Source organism: Helicobacter labacensis (genome assembly GCF_003660285.1).
GTDB classification, from domain to species: Bacteria; Campylobacterota; Campylobacteria; order Campylobacterales; family Helicobacteraceae; genus Helicobacter; species Helicobacter labacensis.
This window is the reverse complement of the sequence record NZ_QXQQ01000019.1, coordinates 12,682-32,764: the sequence shown is the minus strand read 5'-3', so window position 1 is coordinate 32,764 and position 20,083 is coordinate 12,682. Positions and strand designations below refer to the sequence as shown.

Annotated in this window: 24 protein-coding genes and 2 pseudogenes; 15 read left to right on the top strand and 11 right to left on the bottom strand. The window is 47.8% G+C overall.

Annotation, left to right across the window (positions count from 1 at the left end):
- Positions 1-155 precede the first annotated feature (155 nt).
- Positions 156-359 carry a hypothetical protein gene (locus EAO33_RS06515; protein ID WP_120945964.1) on the top strand — a complete coding sequence of 68 codons (204 nt, stop codon included), beginning with the start codon at positions 156-158 and terminating at the stop codon, positions 357-359.
- Positions 360-509: 150 nt separating this feature from the next.
- Here EAO33_RS06515 and EAO33_RS06510 read toward each other — a convergent pair whose 3' ends face one another.
- Positions 510-1,307 (bottom strand): hypothetical protein, encoded by a 798-nt coding sequence (locus EAO33_RS06510; RefSeq protein WP_120945963.1) that lies wholly within the window; start codon positions 1,305-1,307, stop codon positions 510-512.
- 70 nt (positions 1,308-1,377) lie between these two features.
- Between EAO33_RS06510 and EAO33_RS06505 the strand changes: the two genes are divergently transcribed.
- From EAO33_RS06505 to mnmE, 12 genes and pseudogenes are all read left to right on the top strand, one after another.
- Complete coding sequence (locus tag EAO33_RS06505; RefSeq protein ID WP_120945962.1) at positions 1,378-1,863, top strand: peptidylprolyl isomerase; 486 nt, start codon at positions 1,378-1,380, stop codon at positions 1,861-1,863.
- Between the two features lie 7 nt (positions 1,864-1,870).
- Entirely contained in the window at positions 1,871-2,113 is a 243-nt protein-coding gene (locus EAO33_RS06500) for a carbon storage regulator (RefSeq protein WP_120945969.1), read from the top strand.
- Positions 2,110-2,886, top strand: a complete 777-nt coding sequence (locus tag EAO33_RS06495) for a 4-(cytidine 5'-diphospho)-2-C-methyl-D-erythritol kinase (RefSeq protein ID WP_120945961.1) — start codon at positions 2,110-2,112, stop codon at positions 2,884-2,886. Before EAO33_RS06500 ends, EAO33_RS06495 begins: the two co-directional genes overlap by 4 nt.
- Positions 2,883-3,344, top strand: a complete 462-nt coding sequence (smpB, locus tag EAO33_RS06490) for an SsrA-binding protein (protein WP_120945960.1) — start codon at positions 2,883-2,885, stop codon at positions 3,342-3,344. The genes EAO33_RS06495 and smpB overlap by 4 nt, the downstream gene beginning before the upstream one ends.
- Before the next feature lie 14 nt (positions 3,345-3,358).
- The gene (gene exbB / locus EAO33_RS06485) at positions 3,359-3,817 is read left to right on the top strand and encodes a TonB-system energizer ExbB (RefSeq protein ID WP_205589524.1); all 459 of its coding nucleotides are present in this window, start codon (positions 3,359-3,361) and stop codon (positions 3,815-3,817) included.
- 8 nt (positions 3,818-3,825) lie between these two features.
- The gene (locus EAO33_RS06480) at positions 3,826-4,224 is read left to right on the top strand and encodes an ExbD/TolR family protein (protein WP_120945958.1); all 399 of its coding nucleotides are present in this window, start codon (positions 3,826-3,828) and stop codon (positions 4,222-4,224) included.
- 62 nt (positions 4,225-4,286) lie between these two features.
- Entirely contained in the window at positions 4,287-4,421 is a 135-nt protein-coding gene (gene rpmH, locus EAO33_RS06475) for a 50S ribosomal protein L34 (protein WP_120945957.1), read from the top strand.
- Complete coding sequence (gene rnpA, locus EAO33_RS06470) at positions 4,421-4,771, top strand: ribonuclease P protein component (RefSeq protein ID WP_205589523.1); 351 nt, start codon at positions 4,421-4,423, stop codon at positions 4,769-4,771. The genes rpmH and rnpA overlap by 1 nt, the downstream gene beginning before the upstream one ends.
- Positions 4,768-5,091 (top strand): membrane protein insertion efficiency factor YidD, encoded by a 324-nt coding sequence (gene yidD, locus EAO33_RS06465; protein ID WP_120945956.1) that lies wholly within the window; start codon positions 4,768-4,770, stop codon positions 5,089-5,091. Before rnpA ends, yidD begins: the two co-directional genes overlap by 4 nt.
- A pseudogene (gene yidC, locus EAO33_RS06460) lies at positions 5,078-6,716 on the top strand (membrane protein insertase YidC). The gene yidD and the pseudogene yidC overlap by 14 nt, the downstream one beginning before the upstream one ends.
- Before the next feature lies 1 nt (position 6,717).
- On the top strand, positions 6,718-7,383 hold the full coding sequence (locus EAO33_RS06455; protein ID WP_120945955.1) for a Jag N-terminal domain-containing protein: 666 nt from the start codon (positions 6,718-6,720) through the stop codon (positions 7,381-7,383).
- Complete coding sequence (gene mnmE / locus EAO33_RS06450; protein WP_120945954.1) at positions 7,364-8,743, top strand: tRNA uridine-5-carboxymethylaminomethyl(34) synthesis GTPase MnmE; 1,380 nt, start codon at positions 7,364-7,366, stop codon at positions 8,741-8,743. Before EAO33_RS06455 ends, mnmE begins: the two co-directional genes overlap by 20 nt.
- Here the strand turns inward: mnmE and EAO33_RS06445 are convergent, their stop codons facing one another.
- The 5 genes from EAO33_RS06445 to EAO33_RS06425 are packed head-to-tail and all read right to left on the bottom strand — an operon-like array spanning position 8,744 to position 13,754.
- Positions 8,744-10,384, bottom strand: a complete 1,641-nt coding sequence (locus tag EAO33_RS06445) for a porin family protein (RefSeq protein WP_162982225.1) — start codon at positions 10,382-10,384, stop codon at positions 8,744-8,746.
- 42 nt (positions 10,385-10,426) lie between these two features.
- Positions 10,427-11,389 (bottom strand): hypothetical protein, encoded by a 963-nt coding sequence (locus EAO33_RS06440; protein WP_120952683.1) that lies wholly within the window; start codon positions 11,387-11,389, stop codon positions 10,427-10,429.
- Positions 11,374-12,501, bottom strand: coding sequence for an HD domain-containing protein (locus tag EAO33_RS06435; protein ID WP_120945967.1), 1,128 nt, complete (start codon positions 12,499-12,501; stop codon positions 11,374-11,376). The genes EAO33_RS06440 and EAO33_RS06435 overlap by 16 nt, the downstream gene beginning before the upstream one ends.
- Positions 12,502-12,554: 53 nt before the next feature.
- Complete coding sequence (locus tag EAO33_RS06430) at positions 12,555-13,160, bottom strand: TerD family protein (RefSeq protein ID WP_120945951.1); 606 nt, start codon at positions 13,158-13,160, stop codon at positions 12,555-12,557.
- A 9-nt stretch (positions 13,161-13,169) separates the two neighbouring features.
- On the bottom strand, positions 13,170-13,754 hold the full coding sequence (locus tag EAO33_RS06425; RefSeq protein WP_120945950.1) for a TerD family protein: 585 nt from the start codon (positions 13,752-13,754) through the stop codon (positions 13,170-13,172).
- 112 nt (positions 13,755-13,866) lie between these two features.
- Here EAO33_RS06425 and EAO33_RS06420 point away from each other — a divergent pair, with 112 nt between their 5' ends.
- Together EAO33_RS06420 and EAO33_RS06415 are read left to right on the top strand one after the other, a co-directional pair.
- The gene (locus tag EAO33_RS06420) at positions 13,867-14,865 is read left to right on the top strand and encodes a HoxN/HupN/NixA family nickel/cobalt transporter (RefSeq protein WP_120945949.1); all 999 of its coding nucleotides are present in this window, start codon (positions 13,867-13,869) and stop codon (positions 14,863-14,865) included.
- Positions 14,866-14,962: 97 nt separating this feature from the next.
- The gene (locus EAO33_RS06415; RefSeq protein ID WP_120945948.1) at positions 14,963-15,961 is read left to right on the top strand and encodes a HoxN/HupN/NixA family nickel/cobalt transporter; all 999 of its coding nucleotides are present in this window, start codon (positions 14,963-14,965) and stop codon (positions 15,959-15,961) included.
- A gap of 14 nt (positions 15,962-15,975) precedes the next feature.
- Here the strand turns inward: EAO33_RS06415 and EAO33_RS06410 are convergent, their stop codons facing one another.
- From EAO33_RS06410 to EAO33_RS06390, 5 genes and pseudogenes are all read right to left on the bottom strand, one after another.
- Positions 15,976-17,385, bottom strand: coding sequence for a hypothetical protein (locus EAO33_RS06410; RefSeq protein ID WP_120945947.1), 1,410 nt, complete (start codon positions 17,383-17,385; stop codon positions 15,976-15,978).
- A gap of 52 nt (positions 17,386-17,437) precedes the next feature.
- Positions 17,438-18,252, bottom strand: a pseudogene (locus EAO33_RS06405) (urease accessory protein UreD).
- Positions 18,252-18,851 carry an urease accessory protein UreG gene (ureG, locus tag EAO33_RS06400; RefSeq protein ID WP_120945946.1) on the bottom strand — a complete coding sequence of 200 codons (600 nt, stop codon included), beginning with the start codon at positions 18,849-18,851 and terminating at the stop codon, positions 18,252-18,254. The pseudogene EAO33_RS06405 and the gene ureG overlap by 1 nt, the downstream one beginning before the upstream one ends.
- A 24-nt stretch (positions 18,852-18,875) precedes the next feature.
- Positions 18,876-19,553 carry an urease accessory protein UreF gene (locus EAO33_RS06395; RefSeq protein WP_120945945.1) on the bottom strand — a complete coding sequence of 226 codons (678 nt, stop codon included), beginning with the start codon at positions 19,551-19,553 and terminating at the stop codon, positions 18,876-18,878.
- A gap of 2 nt (positions 19,554-19,555) precedes the next feature.
- On the bottom strand, positions 19,556-20,083 hold the full coding sequence (locus tag EAO33_RS06390; protein WP_205589522.1) for an urease accessory protein UreE: 528 nt from the start codon (positions 20,081-20,083) through the stop codon (positions 19,556-19,558).

Here is a 20,083-nt window from a genome sequence, read left to right as displayed (position 1 = left end):
AGATCATATCCCTTGTCTATACCGCAAGATACACCAACAAGTCCAAGTCTTTAAGTCTAATAATGCGCTATGCTTGGCGTTGCAAAAACATTTAGAAAAACACCCCCCTTCTTTGTAATGTGCCAAAGACCTTACTCTTAAAAAATGGACTCTGTGTGCCGACTTTAGCCACTGAGTTAGACTTTAATCTCAAGCCCTCTTGTTTTGCCCTCGTCTTACCCGTGTGGTGGTTTAGATTAAAAAGGAGGACAGATTATGCCCCAAATTGCCCTTTAAAACCCCTAGCCATAGGACTTAAAAGCCTTAACCTTTTATTTAGCGCGCTTTTATCGGTGGCTTTACCTTTGGCGCGCCTTTAAGCTTTTTAGAACACCATATCAGCGATGCTTTTCCACTAACTACCCAAGACCATTAGCCAAAATAGCATTGGCACCAAAAATTGGAAAAATGTGGTTTGCGCTTTAGCTAGAATAACCAAATTGAAACTCTAGCGTGAATCCAAATACTGTCTAGAGCAATCGGCGTTTTTGTAAGGCGCGTAGGAAGTCTAGCACTACCCCTCTTTTGATCACCTTGAGTTTGTCTTGGTTGCCATCTAGCACCCCCATAAAAACCCCCTGAGCGTTGAAAAGGGGGCGACCAAGGGGGAGGTTTTGCAAGCTGGGGTCATGGAAGTTATGCAGGCGTTGGACTTCAAACGCGTCCTTGGAATCCACCTGGGGGTAGTAGAGTGTGTTTGTGTTAGGCGCATGGCTGTAGGCTAGGAGGTCTTGGGCGTATTTCTTATAAATGCGTGCGTGGTAGTAACTCTCTGGGCGTGTTTGGCAATAATCGTTAGTGAAGCTGTAAGTGCCCAATAAAGAAAGCCCGCGGTTGTGATCGATAGCCTTGACATGCAGGCGCGCGACACAGATGAGCATGGGCGCGCTGTCATCTTGCATTCTAGCCATGATGGTTTGGGCATACATGCCTTCATCGAACACTAAACTAGCGACACTCAAGTAATTCCCATTTTGCAATAACAAGCCATAGCCCTGTTTGTAATGCCCATCGCTAAAATAAACGGTTAGAAACGCGCTGCTGTAGATCCAACGCGCCGAGACGCTGGGGGCTTTGGGGCTTATTGGTTTTGTGGGGGCTTTGGTGGCGCGCTTTGCAAGCTTGGGGTTGCGCTTTTTAGAGGGGGTGGGTTTTTTGGCTTTAGCCCTCTTAGCCCTATGGATAAGCGAGGTGTTAAGCACTTCAGCCCCCTGCAACACCCCCAAGCCCAGCCATAACCCCAAAAGCGCGATCACCAGTGCTCGCATACATACCCCATTTAATAAATTAAGTTGAAATCGGTAAAATGCTCGAATCTTTTAACCCTAGTGAGGATTTATGGAAGCACTCAAAACCTATGATCTTGAACCCCATGTGCTAGACACCTATAATTACGCCACGATTCACACCAATAAAGGCGCGATCAAGATCCATTTATTTGGCAAGGACGCGCCCCAAGCGGTGAGCAATTTTGCTACTCTAGCCCAAGAGGGCTTTTACAATGGCTTGAGTTTCCACCGCGTGATCGCCGGTTTTGTCGCCCAAGGGGGTTGCCCTTATGGGAGTGGCATGGGTGGACCTGGGCATCGCATCAAGTGCGAGGTGCAAAATAACCCGCACAAACACAAGAGGGGGGCTTTATCCATGGCGCATGCCGGGCGCGACACGGGGGGGAGTCAATTTTTCTTGTGTTTTGCGCCCCAACCGCATTTGGACGGGGAGCACACGGTGTTTGGGCAGATTGAGGACGCGCAGAGCCTCAAAGTGCTAGATTCTCTCAAACAGGGCGATGTGATGGAGAGTGTGCAAATTAGCGCACATTGAGGTAGCGGTGTTAATTTTAGCCAGAAAGCTAGGCGAGGGGGTGGTGATTGGGGAGGATATCCACATCAAGATCATCTCCATTGACAAGGGGAGTGTCAAGTTAGGGTTTCAAGCCCCCGCGCACACTTTGATTTTACGCTCTGAACTCAAAGAAGCCATCGCCACAGAGAACAAGCGCGCCTCAGCAAGCGTGAACGAAGAGGTGTTAGCCAACATGGGGAAGACTATCCAGCTAGGCAAATTGAAGTGAATCCCTTTGGCTTTGCAGTTTGCCCCAAGGTGAATATCTTTTTGAAAATCAGTGGTTGTGAACAAGGCTACCACCTGCTTGACTCTAGGCTGGTGCTGGTGGCTAATAGCTTTAAGGATTATATCCAAGTCAAGCGCGCCTCTAAGTTTAGCCTCAAGGGTGCTTTTGATTGCCCCTTAGAGCAAAACACAATCTTCAAGGCTTGGCAGGCTCTAAAAGCCTATTGGCAGGATAAAAAGCAAGGGGACTTAGCCTTGGAGGGTTTGCAAATAGAGGTAGAAAAACACATCCCTAGCCAAGCGGGTTTTGGGGGGGGGAGCGCGGATGCGGGGGGGTTTTTAAACGCGATTAACACGCATTTAAACCTAGGTCTTGGCTTAGAGGAGCTCTACCAAATTGGGGCGCGCGTGGGGAGCGATGTGAATTTTTTCATCTCAGGGTTTAAAAGCGCGCATGTGAGTCATTTTGGAGAGGTGGTGCAGGGTTTTGAAGAGCCCCTTTTAGACCTGGAGTTATACGCCCCCAAGATCGCCTGCTCCACAAAAGCTATCTATCGTGCCTTTGAGCGCTCTACTCCTCTTGATATCCCCACACTCAAGCGCACCCCTAGTCTAGCCCTATTGCAAACCCACCCACGCGACGCGCTCAACGACTTGCTAGCCCCGGCATTGCAAATCACCCCAGAGTTAAGAGAGTTAGAGGCTAGATTGGGTCCCCAGTGGTTTTTTAGCGGGAGTGGGAGCGGGTTTTTTGCGCCCAAAGGGGGGATATGAAAGAGATCGCACGCAATAAAAAAGCCTTTTTTGACTACGAAATTTTGGAAAGTTTGGAGGCGGGGATCGTGTTGGTGGGCTGTGAAGTTAAAGCCATTAGGGCGGGGCGGGTGAATCTCAAGGATAATTTTGTTAGGATCGTGCGGGGCGAGGCCTTTGTCTTTGGCATGCACATCGCGCACTTGCAGACGGTCAATGCCTATTACAAGCCCGAGGAGATGCGCGCGCGTAAATTGCTCCTGCACAAAAGACAGCTTGCCAAATGGTCCCAAGAGGTAGGGCAACAACGCTTGAGCATTGTGGCTTTGAAACTCTATTTCAACCATAGAAATAAAGCTAAACTTCAGGTGGCCTTGGTTAAAGGAAAAAAACTTTACGATAAAAGAGAGAGCATGAAAAAGAAAGCGTTGGAAATGGACGCGAAAATGGCGCTCAAAAATCATTCAAAGGGGTCTTGATGCAAGATGTTATGATAAAGCAAATGATCGATTATGGGATTTTAGGGTTTTTGGCGTTTTTATCCGTGATCGTGATCGCCATAGGGATCGAGCGGGTGTGGTTTTATGCCACCGTGCGCGTGGACGACTACAACGACAAGCGCAAACTAGAATTAGACTTGCACCGCCGTTTAACCTTAGTGGCGACCATTGGCTCTAACGCGCCCTATGTAGGCTTGTTGGGCACGGTAACCGGGATTATGCTCACCTTTATTGAATTGGGGCACACCGGTTCTGTGGACACTAAGGCGATCATGGTAGGGCTTGCGCTCGCACTCAAGGCTACGGGCATGGGCTTGATTGTGGCGATTCCTTCTGTGGTGATCTACAACATGTTGGTGCGCAAAAGTGAGATCATCGCCACCAAGTGGGATATTTACCACCACCCTGCTACACAGGACACCGGTTATAACCGCCTAGACACGGATTTTTAGGGAGTAAGATGAAAAAAATCGACTCCATGAATGTGGTGCCCTTCATTGATATTATGTTGGTGCTCTTGGTGATTGTGCTCACCACCGCTTCTTTTGTAACCACTTCCAGACTCCCCATTAATATCCCCAAGGTGGATCAAAGTTCGGATAAATCCCAAGATGTGCTCAACAAAAAGCAGGTGAATATCGCCATCTCGCACAAGGGCGAATTTTACCTAGACAAGCGCAAAGTGAGCTTTGAGACGCTCAAACAAGCCGTGAAACGCTACGCCAAGGACACCCCCATTATTTTGCAGGGCGATAAAAACAGCAATTTGGACAGCTTTGTGAAAGTGGTGGATCTCTTGCAAACCAATAAGCTCAATGAGCTCTATATTTTGGTTGAAGACAAGAATCAAGAACGCTAGTTTAGATAGTTTTTAGCCAATATGCGCTAAAGTAGCCCTTTTGAAAATTTTAAAGGACACACATGAAACGCACTTACCAGCCCCATAACACCCCTAGAAAACGCACGCATGGTTTTTTAGTGCGCATGAAAACCAAGAATGGGCGTAAGGTCATCAAAGCTAGAAGGGCAAAGGGGAGAAGACAGCTCGCTCTTTGATGGTGCAGTCCTTAAAAACCACGCGCCAGTTTAACTATGTCTATAAGAAGGGTGTTAAAAAGCACCGTGGGGTTTTTATGCTCTATTGTCTCCCCCTAGAACCCTTGCACCAAAGATTTTTAGGCGCGCATGGGCTCTTATTAGGCTTGAGTGTGTCTAAAAAGGTGGGCAATGCGGTGCAGAGAAATTTGATCAAACGGCGCGTGCGCGCGATTTTACGCAATGCCCCTTTAAAAATCCCCCAAGCCATTATCTTTGTGGCTAAGGTGGGGGTCGTGCAATTAGATTACGCCACCTTGCGCGCGCATATTTTGCAATGTCTGGAAAAACGCCTCAAGGGCTCTAAATGAAGATATTCAAAATGTTCTTGCGCCTCTATAGAGCACTCTCTTTTCTCAAACCCTCTTGTTGCCGTTTTTACCCTAGCTGTTCGACTTACGCGCTTTGGCTCTTAGAGCACGAACGCCTAGATAAAGCCCTTTGGCGTAGCGCGCGCCGCCTATTAGCCTGTAACCCCTATTGCCAAGGCGGGATAGATTACCCCATAGGCTCCAAACCCCTGCAACCCAAATTCAGCGCGCCCATCACACCCCTTTACTTTTTAATCCCCAAACACCCTAACACTTTTATTCCTTACTATATTCTCAAGGTTTCTAGTGAAAGACAATAATCTTCGTTTGATCTTGGCTGTCGCGCTCTCCTTTGTGTTCTTGAGCCTTTATAGCTATTTTTTTTGCCCCCTCCAAACCTAATACTCCCCCCCTACAAGCAAACAGCGCGCCTAGCACCCCCAGCGCGCCCAACATCGCTCTAGAAAGCACCACCCCTAAAGCCCCACAGAAAAGCGCGCCCATCATCGCGCGCGTGCATGCCCCCTCTATGGAGATTGAGATCGACCATCTTGGGCGCATTGCCCAAATGTATCTCAAAGACAAGAAATTCACCACCCACAAAGACGAGGGCTTTTTAGAACATGCCAAACGCTTGGTGGGACTTAGCAAGCAACCCTTAGAACCCTTGAGCAAACTCCCCCTCTTGGGTCCAGACGCGCTCAAGCCCTTAGAAATTAGATTTGTGGACAGCCAACTCAATCAAGAAGCCTTTAAAACCCCCTATAGTGCCTCGATAAGCGATCTCAATTTAGAAAAGGGCGCACAAAATCTCACCCTCACTCAAGAGCTCTCTAGTGTGGTGGTTAAAAAAATCTTAACTTTCCATGCCAATTTGAGTTACGATCTCAAACTAGAGATCACCCCCAAAACCCCCAATGCCAATAGCACCTATCTTCTCTCTAATGGGAGTCGCCCGGTGGCTGATGCGGACGGGTATGCTTTCCACGGGGTGTTATTAGGCACTCTGGATCAAAAGATTGACAAAATAGAAGATGGGGATATTAAACAAGCCAAATCCTTTAGCCATATCGCCTTTGTGGCTAGCGTGGATCGCTACTACACCACTTTATTTTTCTCTAACACCCCCCTAGAGATCATCATAGACAGCCAAGCGGGCACAAAGAACCCCCTGCCCTTCATTTCTTTAAAGGGGGATGCCAATTTGCATGGCTACATTGGTCCTAAAGATTACCGCCACCTAGAAACCATCGCGCCCATGCTCACCGATGTGGTGGAATATGGCATGATCACCTTTTTTGCCCGCCCCGTGTTCTTGCTTTTGGATTTTTTGCACACCTATACGCATAATTGGGGTTGGGCAATCATTTTGTTGACGCTGGTTGTGCGCATCATTCTCTACCCGCTGAGTTACAAGGGCATGGTGAGCATGCAAAAGCTCAAGGATCTCACCCCCAAAATGAAAGAGTTGCAAGAGAAATACAAGAGCGATCCACAAAAATTGCAAATGCACATGATGCAACTTTACAAAAAGCATGGGGCTAACCCCTTGGGGGGGTGCTTGCCCTTGATCTTACAAATCCCGGTGTTCTTTGCTATTTACCGCGTGCTTTACAACGCTGTTGAGCTCAAAAGCGCGGGTTGGATGTTTTGGATTCACGATCTCTCTTTAATGGACCCCTATTTTATCTTACCCTTGTTAATGGGGATTTCTATGTATCTCCAACAAGCCCTCACCCCCAATACCATCACCGATCCCACCCAAGCTAAAATCTTCAAAATGTTGCCCGTGTTTTTCACGATTTTTTTGATCACTTTCCCGGCCGGGTTGGTGCTCTATTGGACGGTGAACAATGTGTTTTCTATTCTCCAGCAATGGCTCATTAACCAAGTGTTAGAACAAAAGAAGTCAAAAGAGATTCAAGAACACAGGCATAAGAGTTAAGATGAAAAGCGTTGTCGCCGATAGTTTAGAGGAAGCTCTCTTCAAAGCCGCCACAGAGTTGGATTGTTTGATCTCAGATTTGCAATATGAGGTGATCCAAGTGCCCTCCAAGGGCTTTTTGGGCTTTGGCAAAAAGCAGGCTATTATAGAAGTGTGCCAAAAACTAAAACCCCCCCCACCCCCACCACCTGAGCCAACTAGCGATCCCCACTCTAAAATTACAGAAATCCAAAATGAAGTCCGCGCGCTATTGGCGCGTATCCCCTACCATATTGATTTTATCCAAGTGGAACTCTACGATCCTAAGACCTTGTTGATTGAGATCAATGGGGAGGATTGCGCCTTGCTCATCGGGGAAAAGGGTTACCGCTACAACGCTTTGTCCTACTTGCTCTTCAATTGGATTCATCCCAAATACGGCTATAATATCCGTCTAGAGGTGGCACACTTCTTAAAGAAACAAGAAGAGATTATGGAGAATTACCTGCAAAGTGTGATCATGGTGGTGCATGAAGTGGGGAAAGCCAAGACCAAGCCCTTAGATGGTTTATTGCTCCATATTGCCCTGAAGCGTCTGCGCGAAACATTCCCTAACAAGTATGTAGCCTGCCAAAGCAACGCGGATAACCAACGCTACATTGTCGTCAATGACTTCCACAAACCCTAATTCTAGCACCATTGTGGCTATCGCCACCCCCCCGGGGCTAGGCGCGATCGCCATCATCAAGCTAAGTGGTCCCAAAAGTCTAGAGATTTTGCAAGCCCTCTGCCAGCAAACACATTTCACCCCTAGACATGCCAGCTTAGTGTCTGTTTACGACACCCAAAGCACTCTTTTAGATCTGTGTCTAGCCCTGTATTTTAAAGGTCCCCATAGTTATACGGGCGAGGATGTTGCAGAAATCCAATGCCATGGGGGCATGGTGGTGGCGCGCTTGATCTTGCAAGCCTGTTTGGATTATGGGGCTATCTTGGCGCAAAATGGGGAGTTCACCAGGCGCGCGCTTTTAGGGGGCAAAATGGATCTCTGCCAAGTGGACGCGCTAGCTAAACTCTTAGAAGCCAAGAGCGCTAATTACGCTAAGGCGATGGCTAAACAACTCAAAGGGGCTTTAAAAGACTTTGTTAAGCGCATCCGGGGTGCTTTATTGGAGTTATTAGCCAGCGCAGAAGCGCTCATTGACTACGCCGAAGAAGATTTACCCCTAGATTTAAACACACGCATGCAAACCACATTGCAAGAGACTCTCAGCGCGCTCCAAAACACCTTAAGCGTTTCTCAATCCAAGGGCGCGCATTTAGAAGGGTATCGTCTTAGCATTGTGGGAAAACCCAATGTGGGGAAGAGCTCCTTTCTAAACGCCCTGCTTTTGGAGGAACGCGCGTTGGTGAGCGAAATAGCGGGCACTACTAGGGACACGATAGAGGAAGTGATCAGCCTGTATGGGAGTTCTTTGAGAATTATAGACACAGCTGGCATCCGCCCTACTGAAGATGCCATAGAACGCTTAGGAATCGCTAAGAGTTTAAAAAGTATGCAAGAAAGCGATGTGATCTTAGCCCTCTTTGATCTCTCTGCTCCTCTAGATGACCAAGATCAACACCTCTTAGAATTGTTGCAAGCCCAAAACTCTAAAACGCTCTGTGTGATCTTCAATAAAAACGACTGCCCTCCCCAGCTAGACACCCAAGCGATCTTAAATGCCCTGCCCTTTTTAAGTCTACCCCCTCTGTATATAAACACCAAAGAACCCTGTTTAACCTTGCTTAAGGATGCGTTGCAACCTCTGTTGCTGGAGGATAACCCCAATGATGATCTCATCTTGACCTCTTTAAGCCAGCAACAAGCCCTAGAACACACGATCGCGCACCTAAAGGAGGCTAGTCGCACTCTAGATACCCTAGAATTAGAATTGTTTTCCTACCACCTCAAAGACGCTTTGGAGAGCATCGCTACTCTTAGCAAACCCTACCAAACTGAGGAAGTGCTAGATGCGCTCTTTGCGCAATTTTGCTTGGGCAAATAGCTAAAACACCCAACCGTAGTTGAAAAAGACATTGAAATGGCTAGCCCCATCGTAGAGCACCATGTTCCCTGTGAGATTCTTGCTGTGGATGCCAAATTTCAAAGGATTTTGAATCAAGGGAATGGACACGCCTAGACTGTATTTAGAGTGTTCAAAGCGGTAATTAAAGCCCACTACCGCGTTGAGGTTGCCCGCGCTTTTGTAGATAGAATTGAGCACATAGGAATCCCATAGGGCGCGCAAGCCAATAAAACTCCCAAAGGCACTTTTTAGGCTCTTGTTAGCCAGATGAGTCGCTCTGTGTTTGCGGGTGCGTTGGGTTTTATAAGTGGTCTTAAAATCCAAGAGTAAATCCGTGCCCACTCCAAGCCCCACTTGTGAGATCGTCTTGATATAACCCATCCGCTTAGAGAAATTATACTTGAGGATACCATAGTAGGCTAAACCCACCACATCGTTAAAATACTGCTGGTAACCGCTTTTTAGATCAAAGCCCACCATCGCATCCGCGCTTGTGCCCCCGGAGGGCAGGGCGTTAGAGAGGGCGCGCACAAAGCTAGAGTTATAAATAGGGTTAGGGACATGGGCGATTTGATCGTAATTAATGGGGAGTTGGTTGGTCTCCCCTAATTGTTTCCATGCTTTGATTCCTAGTTCCACTAAACCCGTCCCATTCTTGCCATAGGTCATGTTGCCATCATGCCCATAGTTTTTGGTGTGCCCGAATTCGTGCAAAATCACCTCCATAGGCAACGCGGAGCCATTTTGATAATTTGTCCAAATAGAGGCACTCTTGGGGTTGATCAAATAGGGTTGCACCCCTAATATGCCCGGTCCCCCCAAACCCGCTATTCTACTCTCTCCTGCCTTGGGGCTCAAAATCCCCAGCTGCAAATTCGCTTTGGCGCGGTAGGTTTCTAGCACCTTTTGGGGAGAGATGACAGGTTGTCCGCTGGAGGTGTTGTAAAAGGGAAAGGGAGCATTTAGCACCGCGTCCCCAAAGGCTTTTGAGCTCAATAAAGCGGTGAGATTGAGCATCGCATCGGTGAGTTCCTCAGCCTGCTTAGGGGTGGGGGTGAGCCATTTGGCATCAGGGGCTTTAGCAAAACTCAAATTCAAGTCCACGCTAATTTGGCTTAGAGCGTCCAGCACGCGCGTGGTGGTGGGGTCTGATTGGGGGGTGGGTTTGACACTAAATTGCGCGTCAGCAGGCGCATTGGCTAAAGCACCCAAGAGATTAGGGTTGACATAGGTTTGGGTGAATTTAGGCAAGGATTGCACGCTGGCGACTTTCACCTGCCCCTGGGGAGTTTGCATGTAAATGTCAATATTGCTCAGTGTGTAGGGCAGAAAATTTTCAATCTGCAAGCCCTTGCTCCCCAAAGTGATCTTCACGGGCGCGGTGGTGCTAAAGCGTGTGATGGGGCTAGTAACATCGCTTGTAGTGAATAAAGGGGAGGCATTTTGCATGATCGCCTCAGTGCACAAAATAGAGGGACCACAAAAAGGGTTATGCTGGATATACTCCACACTTTTTAGCATGCCCGTCATCAAACCTCCCTCCACAAACACCCCATCTTTAGGGTGTGCCCCGCACTCATGCCAGCTTATAACTAGAGATAAGACAATCCACTTACGCAAGCGCACCTCCGATTATATAGTGATAATTATACCCAACTTCCCTTAGGGCGCGCCTAGATCGTAGGGGGGTTTAAACGCAGAATCCATCGCTATCGTTTCGTTGAGAAAGTGCAGTTGGCGCGTGAGTTCTAGGAGTAATTCTAATTGTAGGGCTTGGGCTTGCTGGTGGTAGTGGCTATAGGCGCGCGCTTGGGCGTTAGGGGTTTTGGCTTCTAGGAGTTGGGTAAGCAAAGTATTATTCAAAGCCTCCAAACGCCCCTGTAACGCGCTAGGAGAGAGAAATTGGCGCATTTGTGCTTGGCGTTTGGCAAGGGCAGCTAAAGCGCTTTGGGCGTGTTGGGCTTGCTTGTGGCGCAATGCTTTTTGCGCGCGGGCGTGTTGTTGGGCTAGAGAGCGGTAGGCTTTAAAATCCCCCTCTAAAAGCGCACTCTGCATGGCTTGGATTTGGCTCTGCTGGGCGCTTTGGGCGTGCGCTTGCAGGCTATGTTCGCACAGCAGAGTGGCTAAGATAGCACCGCTTAATCTAGGGGAGTGCTCTAGCAAATCTTCTAAGAACGCTTGGGCTTGTTGGGCTTGTTGGCTAGAGGGCTGCGTGATCACCCCGCGTTTAAAATCTAACCATGGGCATTGTTTCTCTAAGCGCGCGCGCTTGCTCTCTATGAGGGTGTTATGGCGTTGCATGGCAGTCTTTAGATGGTTTTGGCGTTTTTGTAAACGCGCGATCTGCTCTTTGAGGCTGGCTAGTGTGGAGTCTTGGGGAGGCAGGGTGCGCGCGTGGGTGAATTCCTGCGCGCGCTCTAGCAAGGCTTGTAATTGCTGGAGTTTGGTGAGTTTGGCTTGGGCGTGGGTGATGAGCTGGTTATAGAGGCGTAAACTCTCTTGTAATTTAGCGATCATGGTGCTCTCATTGGCATTAGAGGTGGCAAGTTTAGCATTAGCTTGGGTGTCTAGGGTGATCACCGCTGCCCCTTGTAGCCATGTGGCAAAGATCAAGAGCCATCGCATGCAAAATCTCTAAACAACGCCCCGATGTCTATGCCATGCAAACTTAAGGAGGCGTATTGATCTAGCATGTTATGCGCCCCGCGCACCAAGATGTCGCTACGCACGCCATGGGCTATGGACATTTTCGCCTCAATAAAGGCGCTGAGTTGATCGCAAACTTTCAAGAGAGTCCCGCACACACTCTTGTATTGGTCATGGTTATAGGTTTGCCATAGGGTGTCTAAGCCTACTTGGTGGATTGCTTGACTCTGGGGGTCGCGATAACGATTGGCAAATTCTTCTTGGGTAAAATAGAGTAAATCCTCTTTAAACTCTACGCTCACATAACGCAATAGCTTATTCTCCATCTCTTGGGCTTCTATTTCTTTAAGATACGCGTCCAAGCCCTTGACTCCGTGCTTAATGGGTGAGATAATATCCCTAGTCAAAATTTCGGGCAAATCGTGAAAAAGTCCGCCTAAGAAGTGGTTGATACGCATGCTCTCACACGCGCCTAGATCAAAACTGAGTAAAAAAGCGCACAGCGCGACATACAAGGTATGCCCTAGCACGCTAGTAGCTGGCACTCTTGGGGTCTGACTCCAGCGTTTTTGGAAGCGCAGCTGGGCAAACATGGAGGCAAGCAGTTTAAGATGGGGGACTTGGCTTAAATATTGCCCATCTAAAAGCAGGGCGTTATCCAAACTATCTTTGATCTCTTGGACTCCATACATTCTAGGGTTAAAATCGTAGATGAGGCTAAACTCCCATGCGGACACATAATGGTGTGCGGCGTGCAAAAGGGCGGATTCTAAATCCTTTGGAGGGTAGCATAAATAGGTATGCAGGTCTTTAAAAAGCGCGTATCCCTTGACCTCCTCTTGTATTTCCTCTAGCACATAGTCGGCTAGGGCTTGGCGGTGGGTGTCTAAGAGTTTGTAATAAATGGGGGGTTTGATGTCGGTGAGCACCACGCGGTTTAAAAATTCAAAACAGAAGTAAGTAATAAGGCGGGAGTAATCCACGCGCTCTAGGGAGTGCTTGGCTAACAAGATCGCTACCATCGCCTTATGCGCCTGCTTGTCTAACTCACTAAATTCCACCGGGCAGGCTTGATCATTCCAACGCCGCATGGACGCGGCGACAAAAAAGCGTTTTAAAAGTTCGGGGGTGAGTTTGGGGGGACTCAAAGGTATTTAGGCACAGACTGCCCTAAGAGCCCTTCTAGTTTGTCATCAGCCGTAGGTTCGCCAATGGCGCTAAACTTCCACTCTTCATTGTGTTTGTAGAGTTTGCCTAAAATCATCGCCTCCTTACCCGCAAAGGTAGCATCTTTGGCTACATTGTAGGTAGCAAAGACATTGTTCACGCGATCGGGTGTGCCCTCATACAAGCGGATACTCGCAAAGGGGATTTTGTCAAAATCAATGTGGGTGTAGGAATTGAGCACAAAGACTAACTGCTCGGTCGCTGTATCCAAGCTATCTAGCGCGATACTAATGACCTCATTGTCTAATCCATCATCACCGCCCACATCTCCGGTGCGATCGTCCCCGCTGTGTTTGATCCCCGGGGCACTCTGTTTGCCAAAATACACGCAATCCAGCAGGCGTTTCTGCCCATCAAAGAGGGCTACGCTCAAATCCAAATCCACCGCCTCGGTTTTGGTGTTGCCAAAAAAGCCCTTCTTGCTGATCGCGCCCCAGTTAGCTCCCACACAAAAGACCCTAAGGGCGTTCCCGTCCTCTTTTTTGAGTGAGATTTTTTGCCCCTTAACTAGGTTAACTGCCATTAAAAGCCCCTAAGAAACCGCCACGCCAAATTGTTTGCAAAAGCCTGCCAAACCGTCCTTAAAGCCCGTGCCCACAGCGGCGAACTTCCATTCATTGCCCTCGCCACGATATAACCTGCCAAAATTCAAAGCGGTTTCTACAGAGAAATCCTCTTCTAAATCGTAGCGCACGATTTCTTGGTTGTCATTTTCATCCACCACGCGCACAAACGCCTTGCGCACCATGCCAAAATTCTGGTGGCGCGCATCGGCTTCATGGATGGTTACCACTACATGGATTTCTGAAATGTCGCTAGAGACTTTAGCTAAGTCCACTTTGATCACTTCATCATCGCCCTCACCCTCACCGGTGCGATTATCCCCGGTGTGCACCACAGAGCCATCTTTGCTGGAGAGATTCCCATAAAAGACGAAATTTTTCTCATCATTGACCTTGTTAGACGCATCGGTCAGAAATACAGACGCGTCCAAGTCAAACGCGCTCCCAGTGTCGCTGGTATTGACATCCCAGCCCAAGCCCACAAGAATTTTAGAAAGCCCGGGTTTTTCCTTGCTCAAAGAAACGCGCCCACCTTTGCTTAAACTAACAGCCATAAAAACTCCTTTTGAAAAATTAGAGCCCTATTCTAGCATGATTTTCCCCAAAACACATCGTTAAGACATTCTGTGATAAAATATTACTTTAAAAAATTTTAAGGTGGTTTGCGTGCGCCAGTGTTTGCCTTATGCGCTGTTCATCGTGTTTTTACACATCTTGGGCTTGGTGTTGCTGGTGATAGCCAATGATGTGAGGTTTTACAGTAGCGCCTCCTTTGCCTATCTCTTTGGGGCTAAACATGCCTTTGATGCCGATCACATCGCCTGCATTGACAACACGATTCGTAAACTCTCCCAACAAAAGCAAGACGCTTTGGGGGTGGGGTTTTATTTTTCTCTAGGGCATTCTAGCGTGGTAGTTTTAATGACGATTGTGAGTGCTTTGGCGGTGCATTGGGCTAGCCAAAATACCCCTATGTTAAAAGAAGTGGGGGGCGTTGTGGGGACTTTGGTGTCTGGAGTGTTCTTATTGGTGGTGGGGGTTTTAAACGCAGTAATCCTGCTAGACTTGTTCAAGGTGTTCGCGCGCACCCGCCACAATAAAGACTATAACCAAGAAGCCCTAGAAGCGATGTTGCAAGATCGCGGTTTGATGAATCGCTTTTTCAAACCCCTCTTTGCCTTTGTATCCAAGAGTTGGCACATTTATCCTATTGGGTTTCTCTTTGGGCTGGGCTTTGATACCGCTAGTGAGATCGCCCTTTTAGGGCTGGCTAATGCGAGTGTGAAATTGAGTATTATGGGGATGCTCTCCTTGCCGATTTTATTTGCCGCTGGGATGAGCCTATTTGACACCTGCGATGGAATCTTTATGGTCAAAGCCTACGATTGGGCGTTTAAAACTCCGGTGCGCAAAATCTATTACAATATCACGATCACAGCTCTAGGGGTGGTTGTCGCTTTGGGGATTGGTTTGGTGGAGCTCTTTCAGGTGTTGAGCGAGAAAATGCATTGGGAGTTTAGTGGGGTGCTAGGGCATATCCAAAATTTAGACTTTGGACATTTGGGCTACTACTTGGCGGGGGCGTTCTTGCTAGTGTGGGCGATCTCTTATGGGATTTGGAAATTTGGCAGGATTGAGGAAAAATGGAGTCCACCTCTAAGATAATGTGTAAAAACAACACCCACTAGCTTCCTTTTTCTCTTAAATTAGAAAATAATAACTATTCTTATGTTAAAATCTCTTAAAAGTTCATGGAGATTTTATGCGTTCGTATTTACCTTATATTTTAGTCATCGCTTTTTTACATCTGCTGGTTTTGGTGTTGCTCTTCCTTGCGGATAATCCGCTCTTCTATGGGACCGCGCTCACAGCCTATATCTTAGGTAGTCGGCATGCCTTTGATGCCGATCACATCGCCTGCATTGATAACACCGTGCGCAAGCTCACGCAACAAAAGCAAGACGCTTTGGGGGTGGGGTTTTACTTTTCTTTAGGGCATTCTAGCGTGGTGATCTTGGTTACCATTGTGAGTGCCTTTGCGATGCATTGGGCGCGCAAACACGCCCCCATCTTAGAAGAAGTGGGGGGTATGTTGGGGATGGTGATCTCAGGTTTGTTCTTGCTCTTGGTGGGAATCTTAAATACCAGTATCTTGGCTGATCTCTTCAAGGTGCTAAGGACTACACGCCAAAACAAACACTACACCCAAGAAGCCCTAGAACACATGTTAGAGGAAAACGGGTTGATGAAACGCTTTTTTGGCTCTCTATTTGCTTTCATCTCTAAAAGCTGGCATGTCTTCCCCGTGGGCTTTCTCTTTGGGCTAGGTTTTGGCACAGCCAGCCAAATCGCCTTGTTAGCCCTAGCGGGTGTGGCGGTTCAAACCAGTGTTTTAGGCATGTTGGCTCTCCCTATCGCCTTTGCTGCGGGGATGACTCTCTTTGATACCTGTGATGGAATTTTCATGGTCAAAGCCTACGATTGGGCGTTTAAAACTCCGGTGCGCAAAATCTATTACAATATCACGATCACAGCTCTAGGCGTGGTTGTCGCCTTGGGAATTGGGTCTATCCAACTCTTTCAGGTGCTCAGTGAACAAATGCGCTGGGAGTTTAGCGGGGTGTTAGGCTATATCCAAGGTTTGGATTTTGAACACTTGGGCTATTACATCGTAGGCATGTTTGTGCTGGTGTGGGCGATCTCTTATGGGATTTGGAAATTTGGGCGCATTGAGGAGAAATGGGGGTTTCCTAGCGCTTAACCCCCTAGGGGGTCCTAAAAGGACAAAATCTTAACATTAACTTTCTCGCCACGGAAAGCGCGGATGAAGATGATGTTATTGGCGTTGCTACAAACTTGGTTGGGCTGTTTGAGCATCTTGGCATCGCAGGTGGTGAGGGTGAAGTGCTGGTTTAAAGCGTCAATGCCCACACTAAAGCTACTCGCGCGGGCTTGGTGGTTTTCCAAGCTGGCTATATAGATCGTATTGGGGAAGATAGTAGAACTGCGCGTGTCCGCTGCAGTGGTGGCTTTGTTGGTGGCGTGCATGATGGATCCAGCGATACCCGCGGCTAATCCTCCATAGCCCGGGGCTAATTCCCCGGCTGTGTTTAACGCAGCCTCTGTGCCCGTTTTCAAGATGGCTGAAGTGATCGCACGGGTTTTAATGGCGGGCAAAGTCTTTTTGTACTCAGCCTGCACCACCCCATTGAAATGGGATAAGATTTCAAATCTGTGATTCTTGCCCCCTGTGGAAAGTTCAAAATTGCTGTGGAAATTCATCCCGGGTTGCAAGATGGGTAAGGCGTAGTTAAAGGCTGTGTTTTTATATTCCCCCAAAGTGGGCTGTTTACCATCTTCTATGATGATCCAAGTCATCTTCTCCTTAGCATGCCGTTCAAAGCGTTTGATGTCTTGAGCAATAAAGGGGGCTTTGCTGATGGCATAGGCTTCTTTGAGGTAATCTAAACTCTTGCTGTGATCCCCATTGAGCCCGTAGAACAAGCCAGCGACATAGTTCACTAGAGGGTTGATAAACCCATCATAAGCCTCTAATTGCTTGAGATTGGAATAACGCTTGCTCAACTGCTGATCAAAGTCTGAGAGACTGGCTGTCATGCTTTGCAACTTGTTCGCATCCTTTTTCTTAGCCGCAGCGTTCATCTGATCTAAACTCTTTTGAATCTCCTTAGTGTAGATTTCTTTAATGCGGCGTTGGCGATCCAAAGTGCGGTTAAATTCCACCCTAGCGTCTTGGAAATTCCCCATAAACGCGTAATCTAGCGCCATGTAATAGTTGGTCAACTCCCATTCATAATAATGCCCTTCATAGGGCACATTGATCGCGCTCCCATAAGTGGCTGCCCCTAACTTAGCAATCCCTTTTTCTAAGTTTCTAGCATGGGTGTCAAAGGCTTTATTTGCCTTGTCTAGCACTTCTAAAGAGCCCTTGTAATTGCCCATCATAAACTCATTGACCCCATCTTGTAGTTGCCATAGGGGCGCGTTGATCTGCTTTTGATCCTGGGCAATAATACTCTTAGCGAATTGATCGGCTTGCTGGTTTTGTTTGGCGTAATAGGCGTTGTGGAAGCTGGCTAATTGGTCGCGGCTTTGCGTGTTGGCACAACCTAGCAAAATCACTCCCAAAGCCATACACCCATAAATCCCGATGCGCGTTTTCATAAAGACTCCTCAAAATGTAATATGGATGAAAGTATAGCACAATGCAACACCTTTAGCCCAACAGAAGTTGCGAAATGGCTTGGCGCAACTCTAGCAAAGGCTCAGAGCCACAAGCTAGAGCTTTGAGGCAGAGGTTACTATAGCCTTGTGGCAGGCAGGAGGGCAAAGCGCTAAGCCCGCCATTGAGTTTAGACTCCTCTAAAAGCTTTTGAATCGCCTCCTGTTGCAGGCATTTGGTAAAAACCACCATGTTAAGATAATGGGTATAAGAATCGAACATGCACGGGTTGGTTAAATCCATGTGCGCGGGGTCTAAAATGGTGTTATCCACAAAGAGAAGTTTAGATTCTTGGGGGCTTTGATAAGAGATCTCCAGCGTGGAGTGAATCTTATAGAACGCAAAGCCTCTCCATGTGCGATCCGCCCTGCAGCTATGATCTCGCTATAGAGTAGCTCAGAATTAGGGTGTAACACGATTTGGGTGTGGTTTTTAAAATGCGCGTTGGCAAAGGGAATAACGGGTAAGGGAGAAAAATCCAACAGGGCGTTTTCCTCCACCACCACATGCGTATCGCGACTAGCATACCCATCCTCTGTATCAAAGATTTTCTCAAAACTTTGAGAAGAGAGCTTGAGTTGGCAACCCTGACCTATTTCAATCTTAATATCCTGCGCATCGCCTTTGAGCATGCCTGCGCCCACAACCAAGAGCATGATTTCGCTCAAAGAATCCTTTTCATGGAAAGCGGGCATGAGCTTGAAGGGGGGGGTAAAATAATTATCCGCGATCACGCAACGCCCATGCGCCCCGATGGCGGTTTTCAAATACAGCTTAGAAGCTTGGGCGTAAGTAGTTTGGTGTGGCATTAGTCTTGCAATAGCGCGTATTTTTTGATCCAGCCAATCACAGCATCTAAGCCTTCTTTAGAGCGGATATTGGTGAATAAAAAGGGTTTATCCCCGCGCATTTTCTTAGAATCGCGATCCATCACGCCCAAATCTGCCCCCACATAGGGAGCTAGATCGATCTTATTGATGATGAGCAGATCGGAGCGTGTGATGCCCGGTCCCCCTTTTCTAGGGATTTTATCCCCCTCTGCTACATCGATCACAAAGATCGTAAAATCGGCTAGCTCAGGGTTAAAGGTGGTGGAGAGATTATCCCCGCCACTCTCAATAAACATCAGTTCAATATCGGGGAATTTGGCATGCAACTCTTCGACTGCCTCCAAATTCATGGACGCGTCCTCTCTAATGGCGGTGTGGGGACACCCTCCTGTTTCTACCCCGATAATCCTCTCTCGTGGCATCACCGAATTTTTACATAAAAATTCTGCGTCTTCCTTGGTGTAGATGTCATTGGTGATCACCCCGATGCTATATTCTTGGCTCATCGCGCGCGTGAGGGCTTCGATCAACGCTGTTTTACCACTGCCCACAGGTCCGCAAACCCCTATTTTAACCATGAAAATCCTTTATATTGTGATGGTTTAAGACATGTAAAGTCTAGAGTATAAATGCTCGTGTTGCATCGCTTTGATGTCGTTATGGATGCTCGCTGCGCATAAATACGACTCGTCCAAACCTTCTAAGCGTTGTAAAATCTCTGTAAAACTTTCTTGCAGGGCTAATAAAATGCGCTGCCCGTCATTTTGGGCTAAGGGGATGGTTTTCACACAGTTAATGACCGCGTTTGAGCTTTGGGCATAGAGATAGTGCTTTAAGCTCATGTCCAAGTCTAAATCCACACACGCGCAAAAGACTCCATAGCCGGTCGCATGCGTGGGAGTGGTGCTTTTTTGGGTGTAGGCGTGAAAAAAAGCATGGGGGGGCAGGTCTAAGGCTAGAAGAGTCTTTACAAAGCGACTCCCCAACTTTTGATTAGCGCTACGCAACTCTAGGGGCGGGGTGGCTAGGGCGATGCGCTCCTCCATAGCTAAAAGAGGTTCTAGCGCGCCCTCTTTAGCATAAGTGTAAGCTAATTTCAAGCTGAGTAGATCGCTATAGAGAAACTGCGTGCTGAGGAATGCGCGCATATAGGTTAGTGCGCTTGCCTTGTCAAAAACTTGTTTGTGTTGGATATAGGTTTCTAGCCCAAAAGAGTGGGTGTAACTCCCAATGGGAAACATAGCATCATTAATTTGCAGGAGCATAAAATCTGTTTGCATAGCTATCTTTTAATCACAACCAATTGGTCGCTATCTTGGAATTTCAAGGGTGCGCTCACACCCAGTGGATCGGCATGGGGCGCGCTCACACTAATGCGCTGTGCGCTGTCTAATTTGCTTTGTAAAACCTCATGGGCAACCCCTAATTTCTCAAAGAGAATTTTTAAGGGCTTTTCAAATGGGGTTTTAAAACTCAAATCTTGATCCCCATAGTAGAGAGAGGCATGGCGGTTACCCACCTCATAGCATACCTTAGCCACTTGCGCGTAATCGCGCGCATGGACACAGATCACCTCAGTGGGCACAATGTTGATGACCACCACGCGCGCAGGGTCTTCAAAGAGAATATCCCCATCGCGCAAGCCCATCACAGGAGACTTAGCCAGCTTGAGCGCGATCTCTAGCCCCCCTCGCGACACCCAACGCCCCATTTTTCTTTGGGTATCAAACCACTCTAGGTCAATGTAATCTAACTCTTTGGAGCTAGGTTGTTGGTGCAAATTGCCTAAAATGGCTTGGGCTAGAATCAT

Coding starts and splice junctions, on each gene's coding strand:
- EAO33_RS06510 (WP_120945963.1), bottom strand. CDS start 1,307: ATGCGAGCACTGGTGATCGCGCTTTTGGGGTTATGGCTGGGCTTGGGG.
- EAO33_RS06505 (WP_120945962.1), top strand. CDS start 1,378: ATGGAAGCACTCAAAACCTATGATCTTGAACCCCATGTGCTAGACACC.
- smpB (WP_120945960.1), top strand. CDS start 2,883: ATGAAAGAGATCGCACGCAATAAAAAAGCCTTTTTTGACTACGAAATT.
- EAO33_RS06480 (WP_120945958.1), top strand. CDS start 3,826: ATGAAAAAAATCGACTCCATGAATGTGGTGCCCTTCATTGATATTATG.
- rpmH (WP_120945957.1), top strand. CDS start 4,287: ATGAAACGCACTTACCAGCCCCATAACACCCCTAGAAAACGCACGCAT.
- rnpA (WP_205589523.1), top strand. CDS start 4,421: ATGGTGCAGTCCTTAAAAACCACGCGCCAGTTTAACTATGTCTATAAG.
- yidD (WP_120945956.1), top strand. CDS start 4,768: ATGAAGATATTCAAAATGTTCTTGCGCCTCTATAGAGCACTCTCTTTT.
- EAO33_RS06455 (WP_120945955.1), top strand. CDS start 6,718: ATGAAAAGCGTTGTCGCCGATAGTTTAGAGGAAGCTCTCTTCAAAGCC.
- mnmE (WP_120945954.1), top strand. CDS start 7,364: ATGACTTCCACAAACCCTAATTCTAGCACCATTGTGGCTATCGCCACC.
- EAO33_RS06440 (WP_120952683.1), bottom strand. CDS start 11,389: ATGCGATGGCTCTTGATCTTTGCCACATGGCTACAAGGGGCAGCGGTG.
- EAO33_RS06435 (WP_120945967.1), bottom strand. CDS start 12,501: ATGCGGCGTTGGAATGATCAAGCCTGCCCGGTGGAATTTAGTGAGTTA.
- EAO33_RS06430 (WP_120945951.1), bottom strand. CDS start 13,160: ATGGCAGTTAACCTAGTTAAGGGGCAAAAAATCTCACTCAAAAAAGAG.
- EAO33_RS06425 (WP_120945950.1), bottom strand. CDS start 13,754: ATGGCTGTTAGTTTAAGCAAAGGTGGGCGCGTTTCTTTGAGCAAGGAA.
- EAO33_RS06415 (WP_120945948.1), top strand. CDS start 14,963: ATGCGTTCGTATTTACCTTATATTTTAGTCATCGCTTTTTTACATCTG.
- EAO33_RS06410 (WP_120945947.1), bottom strand. CDS start 17,385: ATGAAAACGCGCATCGGGATTTATGGGTGTATGGCTTTGGGAGTGATT.
- ureG (WP_120945946.1), bottom strand. CDS start 18,851: ATGGTTAAAATAGGGGTTTGCGGACCTGTGGGCAGTGGTAAAACAGCG.
- EAO33_RS06395 (WP_120945945.1), bottom strand. CDS start 19,553: ATGCAAACAGATTTTATGCTCCTGCAAATTAATGATGCTATGTTTCCC.
- EAO33_RS06390 (WP_205589522.1), bottom strand. CDS start 20,083: ATGATTCTAGCCCAAGCCATTTTAGGCAATTTGCACCAACAACCTAGC.